The sequence below is a fragment of the Ruminococcoides intestinihominis genome (genome assembly GCF_040096285.1).
GTDB lineage: Bacteria > Bacillota > Clostridia > Oscillospirales > Acutalibacteraceae > Ruminococcoides > Ruminococcoides intestinihominis.
Genome location: NZ_JBBMEY010000004.1, coordinates 28,872 through 49,833 on the forward strand (window position 1 = coordinate 28,872; position 20,962 = coordinate 49,833).

Sequence of the window (20,962 nt, forward strand, 5' to 3'; positions counted from 1 at the left end):
ACATATAAAAAATTGCCCGACAAGATGTCAGGCAACTTCTTTAGATTTTATTTTAAATCTGTGTAAATGTAGTGAGAAATATCTTTCCTTGTGTCTTTCCAACTGTTCATTTGGATAATCCATGCACCTGCATCTGTAGTTCCATCTGTCCAACCTGAAGTTTCTTCCGGATAACACTTATCACTGGTTTTGTAGGTGAAGAACTTGTAACTGTATTTGATTAGCCAGTTTAAATCATTCTTGCTTAAATCAGTTAGGATGTATTTCTTTAGCTTGTTTGTAATAGCTTTGATTTCCTTAACGGAAGAATTCTTGTATGACTCAATAAGACCCATTAACATTCTTCTTTGACGAGATGTTCTTGTAAAGTCTGAACCTGAGAACTGCTCTGAACCTCTGTCACGACAGAACCAAAGTGCCTGTTGACCGTTTAATTTCTGTGAACCATCCTTAACCTGTACTTCGCCGTAAGTACCGGCCTGACCGTTCTTGTTTAACTGCCAGTTAATGTAACCACATTCATCTTGATCAAGCTGAACACTAACACCACCAAGGGCATCTACAATATCTTTAAACTTGCCAAAGCCTACTGAAATGTAGTTGTCAATCTTGATACCATAATTCTTTTCAATAGTTTTTACTGCTAACTGTGGACCACCATAAGCAAATGCAGCATTTAGCTTATCTTTGTTGTAGCCGTCAATATCAACATAAGTGTCACGCATAAATGAACTAAACTTGATTTCCTTGTTGTTGCTGTCAATAGATACAAGAATCATTGAGTCTGAACGGCTAGTGCCATTGTCAGGTGCATCAGTACCTAGCAGAATAATATTCTTAACTGCAGGGTTAGTGTAGCACTTAACACCATCAACCTTTACGGTAGTAGTTTTACCTCTCTTAATGTCAAGACCTGTTGTATCGAACTTACCGTTGTGCCAACCGTTTTTACTGTCAAATGTGTAGTTTAAGTACAGTTTGCCTGACATATCGGAATTGCTGATTTTAAAAGTGAATTTATCTGTTTTCTTTGGTAGGTCTGTAGTATGAGAATCTAGTTTTGCATTTTTGTAAGTTTTGTTTACAACTTCCTTTGCGTAATCCTCAGGAAAACCACCTACAGCAGTATATTCAATATTTTTTAAGTCATAGCTTATGGAATCAAGTTTATAAGACTCTTTAGAGTCCTTTTCTTTAGTGTATTTTAGGTCAACAGGAAAGCCCTTAACTTCATAAGTATCATTTGTTAAATCAGCCTTTGCAGTTAGAGAAAGTTCCTCATCACCTGAATTTGCTTTGTTTTTGTCATAGTCAATGCTTTCAACTTTAAAGTCGAAGTTAAAGCCACTAATCTTTTGACTTGTTAAGCCTTTATCATTCTGTAAATCCTTTACCATTCTTGACTCGCTAAGTGACATAGGATTTCTCAATACAAAATAAAGTGTTACTGCAATAGCTGCAACAACCACAACCCCTAGAATAGAGAAAAGTATTATTTTAGATTTTTTACCCATATTATCAAATTACCCTCCTTGAATTTTAGCAAAATTCCATAATGGAATTATACCACTATACAATATATAATATCAATACTTGTTACAACATTGATATATAAATGTGCTTATTATTATATGTATGTAAAAAGTAATAAAAAAATCAGCCCTAAGGGCTGATAGTTAATTTATTCTGTAATTGCTTTTACAATTTCTTCAAAGTGCATTGAATGACTGGCTTTAATAAGAATTGCATCATTGGTTTTTAAAATGTTTGGTAATTCTTTAATCAAACTTTCGTTATTATCAAAGTGATAACCCTTAGTATTCTTTAGCTGACTTTGCATTTCTTTTGCTAAGTCACCAACTGTAATCAGCACATCAATCTTACATTCTTCAGCTTTAGCACCAACTTCCTTGTGTAAAGCAATTTCGTCCTTGCCAAGTTCCTTCATATCACCAAGAATACATACTTTTCTAGGGTTGCTAAAGTTAGCAATTGTGTCAATAGATGCTTTAGTAGAAGTAGGGTTAGCGTTGTAACAGTCATCAATTACTGTGTATTTGTCAGTTTTGATAACATTGTTTCTGCCACCGATTGTACTGTAACTTTCGATACCTCTGACAATTTCTTTATCAGTCATTCCAAGGTATTTACCTATAGCAACTGAAGCCATTGCATTTGCTACCATATGGTTACCGATAGCAGGTACAGTAACAGGAATACTTTTGCCATCAAAATGCAGATTACACTTGATGCCATTTTCACTGTTGTTTTCTATAATTTCACCGTAATATTTGTTTGTATCATTAAGGCCATAGAAAGTAGGGGCAATACCATTGTACTCTTTAACTGTACTTAACTTGTCATCATCGCCACACAAGAAGATTTTGCCGTCTTTCTGCATATTTTTAAACATTTCTGTTTTAGCCTTTAGTACACCGGCTCTGTCACCTAAATTTTCTAGGTGACAACAACCAATGTTAGTGATAACACAAATGTTAGGCTTAACTATTTTGGAAAGTCTGGTCATTTCACCAAAGTCGGAAATACCCATTTCAATAATAGCTACTTCTGTATCTTCTTCCATAGCAAATAGTGTAAGTGGTACACCAAGTTCATTGTTAAAGTTACCTTGTGTTTTGTGTACCTTAAATTTTTCCTTTAATACTGATGCCAACATTTCCTTAGTGGAAGTTTTACCAACACTACCTGTTACACCAATGAAAGGAATTGTGAAAAGACTTCTGTAGTATTCTGCAATATCCTTAACTGCTTGTAATGTGCTTTCAACTACAATCTGTGGAATATCACAATCTACTTTTTCTTCAACTAATGCACAAACTGCACCTTGACTGTATGTCATAGGCACAAACTTGTGACCATCAACCTTTTCACCTTTAATAGCAACAAACATAGAATTTTCTTTTGCTTGTCTTGAGTCGGTAACAATAGAAGTTACCTTAGTATTTAGATTTTCTTCTGCACCGATAAAGTTACCGTTACAGCTATCCAGTATTTCTTTTATAGTTATAGCTTTCATATTACTTATACTTCTTTAATGATACTTCAATAATCTGTTCGCATAGGTCTTCATAATTTGTACCGAGAACTAATGCTTCCTGTGGTAGTAGGCTTGTAGGTGTCATACCGGGTAGTGAGTTAGCCTCCAGACAGTATGTATTGTTATCCTTATCTAGTAGGAAGTCAATTCTTGCATAAGAGTCCAAATTAAGTGCCTTGAATGCCTTTTCAGCTTCACTTTGCATTTTCTTTGTAACTTCTTCTGATAATTCGGCAGGACATACATCCTTAGTTTTACCTGCCTGATACTTGTTTACATAATCATAGAAACCACTTTCAGGGATAATTTCAATAATAGGAAGTGCTTTGCCTTCAATTAAACCGATAGAAAATTCTCTACCTTTAATATATTCTTCAACAACAACTTCATCTTCCCAAGCAAAAGCCTCATCCATTGCTTTGTCAAAGTCTTTCTTGTCCTCAACAATAGAAACACCAACAGAAGAACCACCGTTACAAGGTTTTACAACACAAGGGAAGTTGTTCCACTTATCAATTGTACCGTTTTCCTTGTCAGCAGGAGTGAAAATTTCACCCTCGGGAACAGAAACTCTGTTTTGCTTTAGAACACTTTTTGTAACACCCTTGTTCATTGCAATTGCACAACCAAGGTAGTTAGGACCTGTATATTTAATTCCAAGCATATCAAGTGTAGCTTGAATTTGACCATTCTCGCCAACACCACCATGTAAAGCTAAGAATGTAATATCTGCTTTTCTGCAAATATCAGCAACATTGTCACCTAGGAAACAGTCGCTCTGATTTTTTCTTGATGCCTTAACAGCCTTTAAATCAGGTACAAGCTCATCAACAGTTATATCACCGGCAAATGAATAGTTGTTCTCAAATAGTTCATCAATATCACAAGGTGATTCCTCGTAACCCATAAATACATCAAGAAGAACAACGTTGTGACCTTTCTTTCTTAATGCGTTATATACTTGCTTACCGGAAACTATGGATACATTTCTTTCGCTACATAGTCCACCGGCTAATACTACAATTTTCATTTCTTACTCTCCTATATATCTTAGGCTAAATTTTAATACCGTTTTATTATAATACATTTAATATGAAAATTCAATTGACATATATACAAAGTAAAGTTTGATTTAAAGTTCTTATTTATACAATGTGGGAAATCCACAACTTGCATTAATATTGTATAGAAGAATTAATAGGTCAGTATTTATGGGGTTTATAATTAAACTGTTCAATTATATAAATGAATGTTAAATAATTGTTAGCTTTTTGTTTTCCAACATTTAATCTGTGCAAAACAAAAAATAAAAGGTAGAATGTGGGAAATCCAAATTAGCAAATGTAGGTAATATAGGGGTAAGCTTATTAACAATTAATTCATTAACAGAATTATATATAGTCATAATAGTATAAAAATAGTTAGGTATGTGGAAATTATTATATTTATATTGGCACAATGCACAAACGAAAGAGTCTTTTGTTGTACAAGTCTACAAAAGTCCAAAAAAAAGAAAATAATGCTTGAAATCAACAAATAGTAGGTGTATTATATAGGTGTCAAATAAATAAAGCCCTTCGATAAAGGGCAAAAAATTAATTCATAAAGGAGATTTATTTATGCATGCTTTAAAAAGATTCGGAACAGCATTTGGTGGCTACAAGATGATGGAAAACTATCCGGAACCAGAATGTGGTCCAGACGACATTATCCTTGAGATCAAGGCAGCAGCAATTTGTGGTGCTGACATGAAACACTGGGGTGTTGACAACGGTTATGATGATACAAACTGTGAAGGTCAACAGCAGTCAGTTCGTGGTCATGAATTCGCAGGTGAAATCGTAAAGGTTGGCGAAAACGTAAAAGACTGGCACGTAGGTCAGAGAGTTGTATCAGACAACAGTGCTCATGTTTGTGGTGTTTGTCCGGCTTGTGAACAGGGTGACTTCCTATGTTGTGAACACAAGGTTAACCTTGGTCTAGACAACAACACATGGGGTGGCGGTTTCTCAAAGTACTGTAAAGTACCAGGTGAAATCCTAGCAATTCACAAACACGCAATTTGGGAAATCCCAGAAGGTGTTAAGTATGAAGAAGCAGCAGTTCTTGACCCTATCTGTAATGCTTACAAGGCAGTTGCTCAGCAGTCACACCTAATTCCTGGTCAGGACGTTGTAGTATTCGGTACAGGTCCACTTGGTCTATTCTCAGTACAGATTGCAAAGCTAATGGGTGCTGTAAACATTGTTATGGTTGGTCTTGACGATGATGTAGAAGTTAGATTCCCTGTTGCTATGGAACTTGGTGCTACACATTGTGTTAACGGTTCTAAGGAAGATGTTGTTGCTAGATGTACAGAAATCTGTGGCAGAGATAACCTAGGTTTAGTTATTGAATGTTCAGGTGCTAATGTAGCTCTTAAGCAGGCACTTGAAATGACAAGACCAAACGCAGAAATCGTTAGAGTTGGTATGGGCTTCAAGCCACTTGAATTCTCAATCAACGATGTAACATCTTGGAACAAGAGCATTATAGGTCATATGGCTTATGACTCAACTTCTTGGAGAAACTGTATCAGACTTCTTCAGTCAGGTCAGATTAAGGTTCAGCCAATGATTACTCACAGAATTGGTCTTTCACAGTGGAAGGAAGGCTTCGATGCAATGGCAAAGAAGAAAGCTATTAAGGTTATCTTCCATTACGATTACAACGACTAATAGTTAATTAAAAAGGTATTGATATAAGGTTTATATAGAGGGTATAAAAATGAGAAAACTTTTGATTGCTCCTTCAGTGGGCTGTTGTGATTTATTTCATGTTGAAGAACAAATGAAGATAATCAATGAAAAATCAGATTTTCTTCATATGGATATTAAAGATGGCGTATATGTTCCAAGTTATGGTATTGGACCTGATTACTTAGATTATCTTAATAAACATATTGATAACCTAAAGCCAATGGATGCTCACTTAATGGTTAAACATCCTCAACAGTATCTTGAAACATTCGCTAAAGCAGGTGCTACTTACATTACACCTCACACAGATTGTATCGAAGGCGATGCTTTCGTAACAATCAACAAGATTAAAGAGTTAGGATGCAAAGCCGGTGTTGCTTTAAGTCCATCAGTTCCACTGGAAGCAATCGAGTTTTATCTTCCATTACTTGATAAGGTAACAATAATGATTGTTGATCCCGGCATTTCAGGACAGAAGGTTGATCCTCAGATGTTTGTTAAGATTAAGAAGTTGGCAAAGATTAGAAAAGAAAGAAATCTAAACTTCTTAATTGAAGCAGACGGTTCAATGAACAAGGAACTATATGCTCCACTTTATAAAGCAGGTGCTGATATGGTTATTCTTGGACCTCCTGCTCTTTGGAACAAGGATGAAGATTTCTCAAAGGCTTGGGAAATTATGGAAAATGAAGTTGAAACGGAACTTCAGGGTGTCGAAAGGGATGCAATCTGAATGAGGAATTAAAAGTTACGGAAACTTTTAAAAAATAAAAAGGAGAAAATAATGGGTAAAAAAACAAATGCAAACATTGGTGCGAGGTTAGACCGTTTACCTCAATCTAAATGGCATATCAAAATGTGGCTAGTTACAGCATTCGCACTTCTAGTATGCTGGTCAAACGGTATCGGTGGCGCAGTTCAAAATATTTTGAACGAAATAGGTTGGTTTGAAGGTAGTGCAGGACTACTTGCTATGTGGGGTACTTCTTACACTATTGGTCAGTTATTTGGTGCACTTATTGGTGGCCCAATCGGTGATAAGATTGGTAGAAAGAAAAGTATTCTTCTTTACGAAGCAATTCATATCATCGCTATGATCGGTGGTGCTTGTTCACCTAACGTCTACGTACTATTCGTATTCAGAGTAATTCAGGGTATAGCTCTTGGTGCTCTCCTAGTTGTTCTATTCGCCGGCTTTACAGAATATGTTCCTGGTAAGAACCGTGGTACATGGTCAAGCCGTACATCATTCATCGGTAACTGGGCTCACCCAATCTGCAATGGTATTGCACTTCTAATCGTTTCAGCAGGCGTTAGCCAGGCAATGAACTGGAGAATCCAGTTTATGATTCCATCAATCCTATCAATCATCGCATCAATTATCATCTATGTTAAATTCCCAGAATCTCCAAGATGGTTAGAATCTCAGGGTAGAGTAGAAGAAGCAGATGCTATTATGACAAAGATCGAAAAGGAAATCGAAAAGTCAACAGGCAAGGCTCTTCCTCCGGTTCAGGAAGTATCAGAAAAGCCAGTTAAGAAGCTTCCTTATTCAGCTCTATTCAAGGGCAAACTTCTAAAGAGAACTATAGTTGGTTCACTTGTACTTATCGGTATGAACACAATCCAGTACACACTAATGAACTGGATGCCTACACTACTATCAAGCTGGGGCTATGATACAAAAGACTCACAGTTTATGACAATGTTTGGTCTATTCGGTGCTCCATTCGGTATCTTCATCGCTTCTCTAATTATGGATAAGCTACCTCGTAAGGTTACCGGTGTTGCCTTACTAGTATTAATGGCCGGTTTAGGTATTGCAACAGGTACTTTAGCTCCTTCTCTAGGTGTTACAGGTATCATCGTTATGACATTCATCCTAAACACAGTTATTTATATGTATGTTTGCTACGCATCAGCAGTTTATGTTCCAGAAATGTGGCCAACATCAGCTAAGCTATCAGGTTCAGGTTTCTGTAATGCAATGGGTCGTGTAAGTAATGTTATCTTCCTATCACTTATCCCAACAATCGCAGGTACAGTAAGTAATGCTGACGGTACAGCATCATTCAACACACCTGGTAATGTATTTATCGTTATCGCAGTTATCGCAGCAGTAATCGCAGTTTCTATCATCTTCCTAGGTGTTGAAACAAGAGGCGAATCTGTTGAAGAAATCGGTAATGTTGACTAATTAAAATTTATTAAGAGAGAAAATATTAAAAAGCAGGTCTTGAGCAAAAGCTCAAGTTGAGTAAATCTTTATGAGTTCGGAGCCTAGGCAACTAGGCTCCGGTAAAGAAAAGGAGTAATAATTATGAAAAATTCTGAAGCAATTTTGGTAACTCCAAAGAAGTTTGAAATCCAGGAATGTCCTGTTCCGGAGCCAAAAGATAATGAAATATTAATGAAAGTTGAATATGTCGGAATGTGTGGTTCTGACATCCACGGTTTTGAGTTTGGTCCATTTATCCCACCTAAAGATCCTAACACAAAGATTGGTCTAGGTCATGAGGTTGCCGGTGAAGTTGTAAAGATCGGCTCAAAGGTTACAAAGTTTAAAGTTGGCGACAAGGTTCTTATTGAACCGGGTGTTCCTGACAACACATGCGAATATTGTCGTGAAGGTAGATATAACATTTGCCCTGGTGTAGATTTTATGGCAACACAGCCTAACTACAAGGGTGCATTAACACAGTATATGACTCAGCCTGAAGAATGGACATATCATATTCCAGAAGGTATGTCAACACTAGAAGGTGCTTTAGTAGAACCGGCAGCAGTTGGTATGCATGCAGCAATTCTTGGTGGTGCAATGCTTGGTAAGAGTATTGTTATTCTTGGTGGTGGTACAATCGGTTTGATGGTACTACAGGCATGTAAGAGTCTAGGTGCAACAGATATTACAGTTGTTGATGTTCTTAATAAGCGTCTTGAACTTGCTAAGAAGTTAGGTGCTTCAAGAGTTATCAACGGTAAAGAAGAAGATACTGTTGCTCTATTAAGATCAGAAGAATTATATGGTGACCATGGTGTTGACCTAGTATTTGAAGCAGCCGGTTCTGTATTTACAGCTCAACAGGCGGTTCAGATTGTTGCTCGTGGTGGTAAGATTATGATGGTTGGTACTCAGTCAAAGCCGGTACCAATTGACTTCCTAAAGATTAACAGAGAAGTTACAATTCAGACTTCTTTCCGTTATTGCAACAACTTCCCACAGACAATTGAAGCTATTGCAAGTGGTAAGTTCAACGTTAAGGATATGGTTACTCATATTTACGATTATAAAGATGTACAACAGGCATTTGAAGACGCTATTGACCCTGTTAAGAAGGCAGATATGGTTAAGGGCGTAGTTAAAGTAGCTGAGTAAAATTACAAAATAAAATAAGGAGAATTAATTATGTTATCAGATATCAGATATTGGGAAAGAAAGGCAACAGAAGGACATTACGCTATTCCTCACTTTAATGTTTGGAATGCTGAAATGCTAATGGGCGTTATTGACGCAGCAGAAGAACTAAGAGCTCCAATCATTATTTCATTCGGTACAGGTTTCACAGGCAATACTTCATTTGAAGATTTCTGTTATATGATGGATTCAATGGCTAAGAAAGCTACTGTTCCTGTTATTGAACATTGGGATCACGGTCGTAATATGACAATCCTACAGAATGCTGTTAACCACTGTATGAATTCAGTTATGCGTGACGCATCTGCTCTTCCATATGAAGAAAATGTTGCAGAAATCAAGAGATGTGTTGATTATTTCCACGCATACAACATTCCTGTTGAAGCTGAACTTGGTCATGTTGGTAACGAAACAGTTTATGAAGAAGCTCTTTCAGAATACCAGTACACAGACCCAACAAAGGCTAAGGAATTTGTTGAAAGAACTGGTTGTGACTCACTAGCTGTTGCTATCGGTAATGTTCACGGTGTATATTCATCAGAACCAAAGCTAGCTTTTGATGTACTTGAAGCAGTTGCTAAGGAAGTTGATGTTCCACTAGTTCTACACGGTGCATCTGGTATCGGTGATGAAGATATTAAGAAGGCTATCTCCCTTGGCATTGCTAAGATCAACATTCATACAGAACTTTGCCAGGCAGCTATGGAAGCAGTTAATGCTCACAAGGATGAACCGTTCCTAGCTATGCAGAGAGAAGTAAGAAAAGCTATCAAAGAAAGAGCTATGTACAAGATTAAGTTGTTCGGTGACGACGGAAGAGCTGATGAATAATGAGTGAAAAGAAGTTAGATGTAATATGTCTTGGTGCAGCAGTAGTTGATATTCCTCTAAGACCTGTATCAAGAGATATGTTTGATATTGAATCCTACCCTGTTGACAAAATTGCAATGACAGTTGGTGGGGATGCAATGAACGAAGCTACTATTATTAGCAGACTTGGCTTTAAGACAGGTATCATCGCTTGTATTGGTGATGATGCTGCAGGTCAATTCATTCTTCGTTCTTGCAAAAAAGACAACATTGATGTTGAAGGTATCAAGATTGATCCTAACATTGATACATCAATGAACATTGGACTTGTTACTGAAGATGGCGAAAGAACTTTCGTTACTAACAGAAACGGTAGTCTATGGAAAGAAAATATTGAGCATGTTGATTTTGAAAAAATGAAACAAGCTAAAATTCTTTCTCTTGCAAGTATTTTTAACTGTCCTTTACTAGACGGTAAAGCACTTGTTGAAATCTTCAAGGTTGCTAAAGCAGAGGGTATGACTATCACTGCTGATATGATTAAGCCAAGACTGGGCGAAACCCTTGATGATATTAAAGAAGCACTTAGTTATGTAGATTATTTCTTCCCTAACTTTGATGAAGCTTGTCTGATGACAGGTGAAACAGATGAAGCTAAGGTTGCAGATGTTCTTTATAACTGTGGTGTTAAGAATGTTGTTATGAAGATAGGCAAGAGAGGTTGTTACATTCGTAACGCTGACGGTGCTATGATTGTACCGGCTTGTAAGGGTGTTACGGCTATTGATACAATCGGTGCAGGTGACAACTTTGCATCAGGCTTTATTTCAGCAATTCTTCAGGGCAAAAATATTCGTGAATGTGGCGTATATGCTAACTGTACTGCTGCTATTTCAGTTCAACACACAGGTGCAACATCCGGTGTTCAGAACAAGGAAATGGTTGAAGAAATGCTAGCAAAGTACCACAGAGATTATATTCTTTAAAATAGGCGTAGCCTTTAGGCACCTAAAGGCTACATTAAAATAAATAGTTTTTAGAAAAAGGTGATTAAAATGAAGACTATGAAACTTGGTAAAACAGGTATGGACGTTTCAAGAATGGGTCTTGGTACATGGTCCATCGGTGGTGGCTCAGCTTGGGGTGGCGACCACGATTTACAGACAGTTGTTGATACAATTGTTGAAGCCCCAAAGCTAGGTGTTAACCTAATTGATACAGCTCCGGGTTACAACTTTGGTAACAGTGAAAAAATTCTTGGTATGGCTCTTCAGAAAATGAACAGAGAAGACGTTAAGATCATCACTAAGTGTGGTGTTACTTGGGACCAAGAAATGAAGGGTGACCTTTTCAATAAGGTTAACGGCATTCAGCTATATAAAAACCTAAACAGTGACTCAATCAAGAGAGAAATTGAAGAATCTCTAAAGAGAATGGGTACTGATTATGTTGATGTATATATGACTCACTGGCAGTCAATCGAAGGTAGCGAATATTATGTTCCTATCCAAAAGACAATGGAAGTACTAAACGACCTTAAAGCTCAGGGTAAAATTAAGGCTATTGGTGCTGCTAATGTTGATATTAAGCAAATTCAGGAATATCTAAAGCATGGCGAACTTGACATTGTTCAGGCTAAGTATTCAATTCTAGACCGTGGCATTGAAGATGAAATCATCCCTTGCTGTCGTGAAAATGGTGTTACAATTCAGGCTTACTCACCACTAGAAATGGGTCTTCTTTCAGGTACAATGCCAAGAGATTATAAGCCGGTTGGTGCTCAGATTCCTAAGAAGTGGTTCCAGCCAGACAATATGCAGAAGGCTATGGATGTTATGGATCAGTGGAAGCCACTATGCGAAAAGTACAACTGTACAATCGCAAACCTAGCACTTGCTTGGATTCTTGCTCAGGGCGAATTCATTAACCTACTAAGTGGTTCAACAACAGTTGACCAGATTAAGGAAAATGTTAAATCAACTGAACTAGAACTAGATCCAGCAGATGTAGCTATGATGCGTGATATGGTTGAAGAAATTGATAAATAATTAATTGCTCATTTTGTGATTTTCCGAATCATCTTTTATACATTGCCACCTATTTTGAGTTCCCATTCAGAGTGGGTGGCAATAATTTTTCTATGAATATTCAATATTTATGAATTTTCTCAATTTTCTTACAATTTATTATATAAAAAATACAAAAATCTCTTTACTTTATAATTTATATTTGGTATAATTATAACAACGAGGGGGAGACCTAATTATGGAGAAGAGAATTGATAAAATTAGACATAAAGTTGAAACAGAAGGCGAGGTATCTGTTACAGAGTTAAGTGAACTATATGATGTAACGGAAGAAACAATTCGCCGTGACCTTGAAAAGTTAAAAAATGAAGGTGTGGTTACAAGAACCTTTGGCGGTGCAGTTCTTAACACAGTTAACCACAAGGACCACATTCATTTTTTCAAGAGAAAATCTATTAATATAGAAGAAAAAAGGAAGATTGCTTCAATGGCTGTAAAGGCTATGCCTGAAATGCGTACACTTATGGCAGATAACAGTACAACAGTTATGGAAGCTATGAAGCTTTTGAAGAATAAGAATAATATTACTACAATTACTTTTTCAGCACAGATATTCCAAGAACTTGATGGTGCTGAAATGAGAGTTATTTCTACCGGTGGTAGATATGACGAAGATACTCTTTCATTCCAGGGTAACTTGGCTATTGACAGTATCTCAAAATATAATGTTGATGTTGCCTTTCTAAGTTGTAAGGGACTTAGCTTTGAGAGTGGTTTGATGGACTCTACAGAGGGTGAAGCTATCCTAAAATCTAAAATGGCAAAAAGAGCTAACACAGTGGTGTTACTTGCAGATCATACAAAATTTAACCAAACAGCGTTTGTTAACTTTCTAAGTATTGATAAGCTTGATTATCTGATTACGGATGAAAAGCCGGATGACAAATGGGTTGATTATTGTAATGAAAATGATATAAAGTTGATTTACTAAGAACTTTATATTGTAAGCCGCTTGTTTTACAGGTGGCTATTTTTATTTTTGGATATTATTGAAAAGCACCGATTAAGGGGGCAAAGGTTTTACCGGTGCTTTCAATTAATATAACGGATTAAAAATTTTAAGATGATAAAGGAGAGATGGGTATGAAAGCTCAGAAGCAAAAGATGTCTATCATTAAGAAGATGTTGATTGCTGTTGTTGCCGGTTTTGCAGTTGGTATTCTTTGTCTATTTATTAAAGGACAAATTAGTTCCGATGTTTGGGATGTTGTAGATGCAATATTCTTCCAAGATATTACAGCAACAAAAAGTATTGAAGGTATTGGTGTTTTCTATATTATAGGACAGTTGTTTATGCACGGTTTGCAGATGATGATTGTTCCTTTGGTTTTATGTTCACTTAGCTTGGCACTATGTAGCTTAGCTGATCCAAAGAAACTTGGTAAAATCGCAGGTAAAACATTTATCTGCTACATATGTTTCTATGTTGTAGCAGCAGCTCTTGCAGGTGCAGCAGCCTACTTTGTTAAGTCAATGGGTTGGTTCGATGTTAACCTACCGGCTAAGGAAGCTCAGGAACTTGTAACAATGGATGGTTATAATCCACTTGTTACAGTTGTTAATGCAGTTCCTTCTAACATTGTTAGTTCACTTTCAAGCAATAGTACAATTCTTTCAGTAGTTGTTGTTGCTATTGTGCTTGGTCTATGTATGACAGCACTTGGCGAAAAGGCTCAGCCACTTAAGAGAGTTATTGAAGTTCTAAACGACATTGTACAGATGGCACTTAACTTCATTATCAACAAGGTTGCTCCAATTGCTATTTTCTGTATGATTGCTAGAGCATTTGCAGTTTACGGTACAGAATATATCTCACCAACACTTGTTTGGATTGCAACAACTATCATTGTTAGCTTACTACTTGTTGTTACAATTTATCCTATCGGTGTATTTATTACAACAGGTTTAAATCCAATTACATTCCTAAAGAAAACTGCTAAGATTGGTATGTTCGCAGCAGCAACAAACTCATCAGCAGCTACACTTCCACTTAACACAAAGACATGTACAGAAGAACTTGGTTGTTCAAAAGAAATCAGTAGTTTCGTTCTACCAACAGGTATGACAATTAATATGAATGGTACAACTGCTATGCATATGATTGCTATTACATTTATCGGTACTGCAGCAGGTATTAATGTTACTCCTGCTACTTTAGCACTAACTGCTTTCCTATCAATTTGTACTGCTATCGGTACACCTGCAGTTCCTGTTGCCGGTACAACAATGGTTTATGTTGTTATGATGGGCTTAGGTTTCAACACAGAACTTTGCTTAATCGGTTATTCTTTGGTTTTGGCAATGAACTACCTACCTGGTATGGCTGTTATTACACTAAATGTTGTTGGTGACGCAGCTACAAATGTTATTGTTAATGCTAAAGAAAAACGCTTAAATAAAGAAGTATATGACAAAAAATAGTCTTTCTATAACCCCCTTTAGAAAGGAAACTCACCTACTGGGAAACCGGTAGGTGTTTTTCTTTTGTTCCAAAAGTCTGGTGATGTTGCACAAATACTAACCTTGTTATATGTATATATTATACAAAAGGAGATTTTGTGGAAAATCAAAATAAAAAGCAAGAAAATGTAATAAAAATCCTAAAAATTTAACTATAAATTTGATTGATTTAAACATTGACAATTTTTCTCAATAGGAATATTATATTTACGAAATAAATTTGAGGTGGTATTTTACAGAAATTTTGTGGCAGATATATTCTTCTTCTTTTCTATTTATAATGTAGAATTATAATGTAGAAAAGTTGATGTATTTATTAGTATTTTTGAAGAAGGGTAGTTAATGTTTAGTAACAAGTTCATTTGCAAATTAATAGTCCCACTAATTTTTGAACAACTTTTGGCAGTTAGTGTTGGTATGGTTGATACATTTATGGTATCAATAGTTGGTCAGGTAGCAGTATCAGGCGTTGCTTTGGTTGATAATATAAATAGATTAATCATTCAGATAATGGCTGCTTTTGCTACCGGTGGTGTTGTTATTGCCAGTCAGTACTTTGGTTGTGATGATAGAGTTAGAGCAAGACACACCTGTGCTCAGCTGGAAACTATTATGATGATTTTCTCAGTTGTAGCTGCACTTATTTTCTGTGTGTTTACAAGTCCGATTTTGTCATTGATTTTTGGTTCTATTGAAAAGGATGTTATGGACTGTGCCACAACATATCTATTCATCACTGCTCTTTCATATCCATTCCTTGGTATGTATAATGCCGGTGCTGCTATTTTCAGAAGTGTGGGTAACAGTAAAATCAGTATGAACATCAGCTTACTGATGAATGCAATTAACATTGTGCTAAATGCTGTATTTGTTTTTGGTGCAGGTATTGGTGTTGCCGGTGTTGCACTTGCTACTTTGATTAGCAGAGTAGTTGCCGGTGTTGTAATGACGATTTTTGCATTATCTAAGAAAAACCCTATGGCAGTACATAACCTAAAGAAATATATTCCTAAGAAAGCATTTGTTGTTAGAATTCTTAAAATCGGTATTCCTAGTGGTATCGAAAACGGTATGTTCCAAATCGGTAAAATTGTTGTTGTAAGTATGGTTGCTACTCTTGGTACGGATGCAATCGCAGCCAACTCAATTGCTTTTCAGGTTATTGACTTCCCTAATATTCCCGGTACTGCAATAGGTCTTTCAATGGTAACTATCATTGGTCAATGCTTAGGTGCAGGTAGTGCTGAGGATGCTAAGGTTTACACCAAAAAGCTAATGAAACTAACTTACCTTAGTGACTGGGTATGTAAGCTACTGTTACTTGTAACTGCTCCGTATATAGTAAGTCTATTCTCACTTTCACCATCAGCAACAGAAATTGCAGTATTCGTTTTGAGATGTTTCAGTATTGCATCATTACCTGTATGGCCACTAAGTTTTGCACTTCCAAACTCATTACGAGCAGCCGGTGATGTTAACTACTCACTTGGTGTTAGTATGATTTCAATGTGGGTATTCAGAATTATTTGTAGCTATGTAATGGTTATGGTACTTGGTTGGGGTGTCCTAGGTGTATGGCTAGGAATGTTCATTGACTGGTATGCAAGAGGTGTTGCTTACTTAGCAAGATACTTGTCCGGTAAGTGGAAAAAGCATAGAGTAATCTAAAAACTACATAAAAAATAAACTGCTATGGAACTTAATCTCCATAGCAGTTTTTGTATATATAAGTTGTATAAATAGAAAGGACTCAACTTATTGTTGAGTCCTTAATTTGTTTATGTTAGATTGTAATAATACCAAGTTGACTTAGAATACCTGTAACAAAGATAAATAGTAAGCAGATTGGAGCAACGTACTTAATCATAACATTGAAAAGTTTCTTTCTGCCAAACTTTTCGCCATTCTTAGTGACTTCATCTGTAAGAGCCTTTGGCTTAATAACCCAACCAACAAGAATACAAGTACAGAATGCAACGATAGGCATTAGAATACTGTTACTAATGTAGTCGAAGAATGTTAAGAAGTCCATACCAAGAATCTTAATATTAGCCCATAAACCATTACCAAGTGATGATGGAATACCAAGTAGTAGGCAAATACCGATAACGATTAAGCAACTAGGAATTCTCTTTAGGTGGAACTTGTCCATTAGCGAAGAAACAATAGCTTCCATAACAGAGATGGAACTTGTAATTGCTGCGAAGAATACAAGTACAAAGAATAGTAAAGCTATAATGTTACCACCCGGCATTTGCTGGAATACCTTAGGTAATGTCATAAACATTAGACCTGCACCCTGAGAAGAAAGACCTTCTTCACCACTAAAGATGTAAACTGCAGGAATAATCGTTAGACCTGCTAATAAAGCAACAAGTGTATCGAAAAATTCAATACGGTTTACTGACTTAGTAAGGTTAACATCATCTCTTGTATATGAACCGTAAGTAACCATAATACCCATTGCAATACTCATTGAGTAGAATAGCTGACTCATAGCACCTGCTACTGTCAAAATAGAGAATTTGCTAAAGTCAGGAATTAAGTAATACTTAACACCCTCCATTGCATTTGGAAGTGTCAGTGCGTAAATTGCAATACCAATAGTAAGTACAATAAGTAGTGGCATTAAGAATTTACTTAACTTTTCGATACCTTTCTTTACACCAAGCATAATAACAACAATGCTGAGTAGCATAAAGATTAAGAAGAATACTAGTGGAGCTACAGGATGACCGATAAAGTCACTAAAGTAACCATCTTTTGCTACCGGAGCAACAAGTCCCTGAGCATAAACTGTTACATATTTTGTAACCCAACCACCAATAACACAATAGTAAGGAATAATGATGATTGGTACAAGGGTTGCAATGTACCCTAAGAAAGAAAACTTTTTGTTTAGTTTTTTGTAGGCAAGTACAGGACTTAGCTTTGTCTTTCTACCAATAGCAATTTCAGCAGTTAATAGGGCAAAACCAAATGTTACTGCTAAGATTAGATAAACCAGTAGAAAGATACCGCCACCGTATTGAGCAGCAAGGTATGGGAAACGCCATAGGTTACCTAAACCAACTGCACTACCGGCTGCCGCAAAGACAAATCCTAGACCACCGGAAAAACTTCCTCTTTTTTTGTCCATAATGTGGCACCTCATTTCAAATTATCCACTATATGATACCACAATTCCTAGTACTTTACAATGAATATTTCATATTATGTGGGGATTGTAAATAATTAACAATGAAAAACTGTTTCTATTGTGAAAAAGCAACTGTAAGTAGTTTACTTTTACTTGCAGTTGCCTTATTTTTGGTTACATTGTCCAATACAGGTGGTACAGTTTCTATTGAAAAGACCGGTGAAGTGTATGACTATTCTGAAAACACAGACGGTAGCTTTGAATATTATTCATATATGAATAATATTCAATGTTACTGCTACTGCAAATACATATGCTAAGGGTGACAGTGATTACGAACTACAGTATAACGGTAAGAATGTAAACGGTGTTGATACTACAACTACTTATAAGTACATTAAGAATGTTGACTGTACAAGTAAGAAAACTAACTCAGCAAGTGCAATCACTTTAGACCACTCAAATGGAAGAAAGCTAACCCTCTCCGGTTAGTTTTCTTTCTTTTGTAAAGGTTATTGAATAACAAATGTGGGTATGATAGAATATTAAAAGACAGATTAAGGAAGTGAGAAAATGAAGAAAATTGTTGTGGGAATTTTAGCTCATGTTGACTCAGGAAAAACAACACTTTCTGAGGCTTTGTTATATCAATCAGGTAACATAAGCAAAATCGGTAGAGTTGACAACAGAGATTCTTTTTTAGATACATTTTCTCTTGAAAGAGCAAGAGGTATTACAATCTTTTCTAAACAAGCAGTACTAAATTATAAGGATACACAGTTCACCTTAATTGATACTCCCGGTCATGTGGATTTTTCTGCTGAAACCGAAAGAACTTTACAAGTTCTTGACTATGCAATTCTTGTAGTAAGTGGTACTGAGGGTGTGCAAAGTCATACCAAAACATTGTGGAAACTTCTTGCAAAATATAATGTGCCTTGCTTTATTTTTGTTAACAAAATGGATCTTGCCGGTGCTAATAAGGGAATAGCAATGGCTAAGTTAAAGTCAAAGCTAAGTGATAATTGTGTTGACTTTGATACTGTAGATACTGATGAATTTTATGAAAATATTGCACTATGTGATGAAGATTTATTGGTTAAATATGAAGAGGGTAACTTACAAAAATCCCATATAGTAAAAGCAATTAAAGATAGAAAGATTTTCCCTTGTATGTTTGGTGCAGCACTAAAGCTAAAGGGTACTGAGGAATTTTTAGATTGTATTTATAATTATTCTGAGATGAATAGTTATGGTGATGAATTTGCCGGTAAAGTATATAAAATTGCTGAGGATAAAGGTCAAAGGCTAACTTACCTAAAGGTAACAGGTGGCACATTAAAAGTAAAAGAAATTTTACAAAGTCCTAAGAATAAGGAACAAGAAAAGGTACAGCAGATTAGAATATATTCCGGTGAAAAGTTTACTGCTATCCAAGATGCTACTGCAGGTACAATTTGTGCAATAACCGGTATCACCTTTACTTCTTCCGGTGACGGTTTAGGTGTTGAGAACAATTCAAGTTTACCGGTATTAGAACCGGTACTTACATACAAAATCAATTTGCCAAGTGAAGTTGATGCCCATACTGCATTGCAAAAAATGAAAATACTTGAAAACGAAGACCCTCAGCTAAAAGTAGAATGGAATAGTAGACTAGGGGAAATTCAAGTAAAGTTAATGGGTGATATTCAGCTTGAAGTGTTACAGTCTATTATTTCAGAGAGATTTGGCTTTGATGTAACATTTGGTCAAGGAAATATTATCTATAAAGAAACAATAGAAAATACTGTTGAGGGTGTAGGTCACTTTGAACCATTACGCCATTATGCAGAAGTGCATTTACTTTTAGAGCCAACTAAAAGGGACAGTGGTCTTACATTTGCAACAGATTGTAAAGAAGATTTGCTTGATAAAAACTGGCAAAGGCTTATCCTTACTCATTTGTACGAGAAAACTCATATAGGTGTGCTGACAGGCTCACCTATTACAGATATGAAAATCACTTTAGTTTCCGGTAAAGCCCACCCAAAACATACTGAGGGTGGTGACTTTAGACAAGCCACTTATAGAGCTGTAAGGCAAGGTTTAAGAGAGGCAAAAAGTATTTTGCTAGAACCGGTTTATGAATTTACATTAGAAGTGCCAACAGAAAATGTAGGCAAGGCTATGGCTGATATTCAGTATATGAGTGGTTCGTTTAACCCACCGGAACTTGAGGGTGACTTTTCTATAATTACAGGTACTGCACCTGTATCTACAATGCACGATTATACTAAGGATGTTATCCAATATACCCATGGTAAAGGTAAATTAGTGTGTAACCTAAAGGACTATGAGCTTTGTCATAATAGTGAAGAGGTTATTGAAAGTATAGGTTATGATTGTGACGGTGATGTTGATAACACTTGTGACTCAGTATTTTGTTCTAAGGGTGCAGGTTATAATGTTAAGTGGGATAAGGTTAAGTCCCAAATGCACCTAACAAGTGTATTATCTCAGCCTAAAGTAACTGAAACTATTGCAGAGAAGAAAAGGTCATTTTCTAACTATCAAGGTAAAGAAGATTTGTTTGCACTTGATAATGAGTTAATGCAAATCTTTGAGCAAACTTACGGACCTATTAAACAGAAGAAAACAAATGTAGAGAAAAGACATTTTGATTTTACAAAGAAAGACCCTAAGTATAAACCATCAAAAGCTCCTAACTATGACGGTAAAGAATATTTGTTAGTTGATGGATATAATGTAATTTTTGCATGGGAAGATTTAAAGGAACTTGCAAAAACCACTATTGACGGTGCAAGAGAAAAATTGCTGAATATTCTCTGCAACTATCAAGGTTATAAAAAATGTGAAGTAATAGTAGTTTTTGATGCTTACAAAGTTAAGGGTGGTGTAGGCGAAGTTGATAAGCTAAATAATATCAACATTGTCTATACAAAAGAAGCAGAAACTGCCGACTCATATATTGAAAAAGTAACTAAAAAATTAGCCAAGAATAATAGGGTAAAGGTTGTTACTTCTGATGGATTAGAGCAACTTATTATTATGGGTAACGGTTGCCTTAGAGTGTCATCACAAGAATTTTATCAAGAAGTAAAAGAAGCTGAAAACAATATAAGAGAAATAATTTCAAAAACTTTTTAATACTGAAAAAAGCTAACCGTTATGGTTAGCTTTTTTTACTTAATTTTCTATAAAATCGACTAGCCTAATTCTAAACAGAATTCCCTATAAAATCACTTGTAAACA

The 20,962-nt window shown here is 36.0% G+C and carries 16 protein-coding genes; 12 read left to right on the forward strand and 4 right to left on the reverse strand.

From position 1 onward, the window contains the following. Positions 1-47: 47 nt before the first annotated feature. The 3 genes from WMO18_RS02055 to WMO18_RS02065 all read right to left on the reverse strand — a co-directional run bounded on the left by WMO18_RS02055 (position 48) and on the right by WMO18_RS02065 (position 4,088). Complete coding sequence (locus WMO18_RS02055) at positions 48-1,514, reverse strand: LCP family protein (RefSeq protein ID WP_211147289.1); 1,467 nt, start codon at positions 1,512-1,514, stop codon at positions 48-50. A 167-nt stretch (positions 1,515-1,681) separates the two neighbouring features. After that, entirely contained in the window at positions 1,682-3,037 is a 1,356-nt protein-coding gene (locus tag WMO18_RS02060) for a UDP-N-acetylmuramoyl-tripeptide--D-alanyl-D-alanine ligase (protein WP_211147290.1), read from the reverse strand. A gap of 1 nt (position 3,038) precedes the next feature. Further along, positions 3,039-4,088, reverse strand: coding sequence for a D-alanine--D-alanine ligase family protein (locus tag WMO18_RS02065; protein ID WP_211147291.1), 1,050 nt, complete (start codon positions 4,086-4,088; stop codon positions 3,039-3,041). A gap of 589 nt (positions 4,089-4,677) precedes the next feature. On the opposite strand from WMO18_RS02065, the gene WMO18_RS02070 reads away from it, so the two are divergent. The 10 genes from WMO18_RS02070 to WMO18_RS02115 all read left to right on the forward strand — a co-directional run bounded on the left by WMO18_RS02070 (position 4,678) and on the right by WMO18_RS02115 (position 16,236). Beyond that, positions 4,678-5,775, forward strand: a complete 1,098-nt coding sequence (locus WMO18_RS02070) for a zinc-binding dehydrogenase (RefSeq protein ID WP_022504929.1) — start codon at positions 4,678-4,680, stop codon at positions 5,773-5,775. A gap of 49 nt (positions 5,776-5,824) precedes the next feature. Continuing rightward, positions 5,825-6,529 (forward strand): beta/alpha barrel domain-containing protein, encoded by a 705-nt coding sequence (locus WMO18_RS02075; protein ID WP_211147292.1) that lies wholly within the window; start codon positions 5,825-5,827, stop codon positions 6,527-6,529. A 51-nt stretch (positions 6,530-6,580) separates the two neighbouring features. Beyond that, on the forward strand, positions 6,581-7,993 hold the full coding sequence (locus tag WMO18_RS02080; protein WP_211147293.1) for an MFS transporter: 1,413 nt from the start codon (positions 6,581-6,583) through the stop codon (positions 7,991-7,993). A gap of 123 nt (positions 7,994-8,116) precedes the next feature. Beyond that, the gene (locus tag WMO18_RS02085; protein WP_022504926.1) at positions 8,117-9,172 is read left to right on the forward strand and encodes an NAD(P)-dependent alcohol dehydrogenase; all 1,056 of its coding nucleotides are present in this window, start codon (positions 8,117-8,119) and stop codon (positions 9,170-9,172) included. 30 nt (positions 9,173-9,202) lie between these two features. Further along, positions 9,203-10,042: a class II fructose-bisphosphate aldolase gene (locus tag WMO18_RS02090; protein ID WP_022504925.1), complete on the forward strand. Its 840-nt coding sequence runs from the start codon at positions 9,203-9,205 to the stop codon at positions 10,040-10,042. Then, positions 10,042-11,007, forward strand: coding sequence for a carbohydrate kinase family protein (locus WMO18_RS02095; RefSeq protein WP_138156847.1), 966 nt, complete (start codon positions 10,042-10,044; stop codon positions 11,005-11,007). The genes WMO18_RS02090 and WMO18_RS02095 overlap by 1 nt, the downstream gene beginning before the upstream one ends. Positions 11,008-11,076: 69 nt before the next feature. Beyond that, on the forward strand, positions 11,077-12,069 hold the full coding sequence (ydjG, locus tag WMO18_RS02100; RefSeq protein WP_211147294.1) for an NADH-dependent methylglyoxal reductase: 993 nt from the start codon (positions 11,077-11,079) through the stop codon (positions 12,067-12,069). Between the two features lie 217 nt (positions 12,070-12,286). Next, entirely contained in the window at positions 12,287-13,039 is a 753-nt protein-coding gene (locus WMO18_RS02105; protein ID WP_211147295.1) for a DeoR/GlpR family DNA-binding transcription regulator, read from the forward strand. A gap of 152 nt (positions 13,040-13,191) precedes the next feature. Beyond that, complete coding sequence (locus WMO18_RS02110; protein ID WP_211147296.1) at positions 13,192-14,529, forward strand: dicarboxylate/amino acid:cation symporter; 1,338 nt, start codon at positions 13,192-13,194, stop codon at positions 14,527-14,529. Positions 14,530-14,910: 381 nt separating this feature from the next. After that, positions 14,911-16,236: an MATE family efflux transporter gene (locus WMO18_RS02115; RefSeq protein WP_211147297.1), complete on the forward strand. Its 1,326-nt coding sequence runs from the start codon at positions 14,911-14,913 to the stop codon at positions 16,234-16,236. A 115-nt stretch (positions 16,237-16,351) separates the two neighbouring features. Here the strand turns inward: WMO18_RS02115 and WMO18_RS02120 are convergent, their stop codons facing one another. Next, on the reverse strand, positions 16,352-17,707 hold the full coding sequence (locus WMO18_RS02120) for a sodium-dependent transporter (RefSeq protein WP_211147298.1): 1,356 nt from the start codon (positions 17,705-17,707) through the stop codon (positions 16,352-16,354). Between the two features lie 101 nt (positions 17,708-17,808). On the opposite strand from WMO18_RS02120, the gene WMO18_RS02125 reads away from it, so the two are divergent. Together WMO18_RS02125 and WMO18_RS02130 are read left to right on the forward strand one after the other, a co-directional pair. Then, positions 17,809-18,027 (forward strand): hypothetical protein, encoded by a 219-nt coding sequence (locus WMO18_RS02125; RefSeq protein ID WP_211147299.1) that lies wholly within the window; start codon positions 17,809-17,811, stop codon positions 18,025-18,027. Positions 18,028-18,280: 253 nt separating this feature from the next. Next, complete coding sequence (locus WMO18_RS02130) at positions 18,281-20,857, forward strand: translation factor GTPase family protein (protein ID WP_211147300.1); 2,577 nt, start codon at positions 18,281-18,283, stop codon at positions 20,855-20,857. Positions 20,858-20,962 lie beyond the last annotated feature (105 nt).

Coding starts and splice junctions, on each gene's coding strand:
- WMO18_RS02055 (WP_211147289.1), bottom strand. CDS start 1,514: ATGGGTAAAAAATCTAAAATAATACTTTTCTCTATTCTAGGGGTTGTG.
- WMO18_RS02060 (WP_211147290.1), bottom strand. CDS start 3,037: ATGAAAGCTATAACTATAAAAGAAATACTGGATAGCTGTAACGGTAAC.
- WMO18_RS02065 (WP_211147291.1), bottom strand. CDS start 4,088: ATGAAAATTGTAGTATTAGCCGGTGGACTATGTAGCGAAAGAAATGTA.
- WMO18_RS02070 (WP_022504929.1), top strand. CDS start 4,678: ATGCATGCTTTAAAAAGATTCGGAACAGCATTTGGTGGCTACAAGATG.
- WMO18_RS02075 (WP_211147292.1), top strand. CDS start 5,825: ATGAGAAAACTTTTGATTGCTCCTTCAGTGGGCTGTTGTGATTTATTT.
- WMO18_RS02080 (WP_211147293.1), top strand. CDS start 6,581: ATGGGTAAAAAAACAAATGCAAACATTGGTGCGAGGTTAGACCGTTTA.
- WMO18_RS02085 (WP_022504926.1), top strand. CDS start 8,117: ATGAAAAATTCTGAAGCAATTTTGGTAACTCCAAAGAAGTTTGAAATC.
- WMO18_RS02090 (WP_022504925.1), top strand. CDS start 9,203: ATGTTATCAGATATCAGATATTGGGAAAGAAAGGCAACAGAAGGACAT.
- WMO18_RS02095 (WP_138156847.1), top strand. CDS start 10,042: ATGAGTGAAAAGAAGTTAGATGTAATATGTCTTGGTGCAGCAGTAGTT.
- ydjG (WP_211147294.1), top strand. CDS start 11,077: ATGAAGACTATGAAACTTGGTAAAACAGGTATGGACGTTTCAAGAATG.
- WMO18_RS02105 (WP_211147295.1), top strand. CDS start 12,287: ATGGAGAAGAGAATTGATAAAATTAGACATAAAGTTGAAACAGAAGGC.
- WMO18_RS02110 (WP_211147296.1), top strand. CDS start 13,192: ATGAAAGCTCAGAAGCAAAAGATGTCTATCATTAAGAAGATGTTGATT.
- WMO18_RS02115 (WP_211147297.1), top strand. CDS start 14,911: ATGTTTAGTAACAAGTTCATTTGCAAATTAATAGTCCCACTAATTTTT.
- WMO18_RS02120 (WP_211147298.1), bottom strand. CDS start 17,707: ATGGACAAAAAAAGAGGAAGTTTTTCCGGTGGTCTAGGATTTGTCTTT.
- WMO18_RS02125 (WP_211147299.1), top strand. CDS start 17,809: ATGAAAAACTGTTTCTATTGTGAAAAAGCAACTGTAAGTAGTTTACTT.
- WMO18_RS02130 (WP_211147300.1), top strand. CDS start 18,281: ATGAAGAAAATTGTTGTGGGAATTTTAGCTCATGTTGACTCAGGAAAA.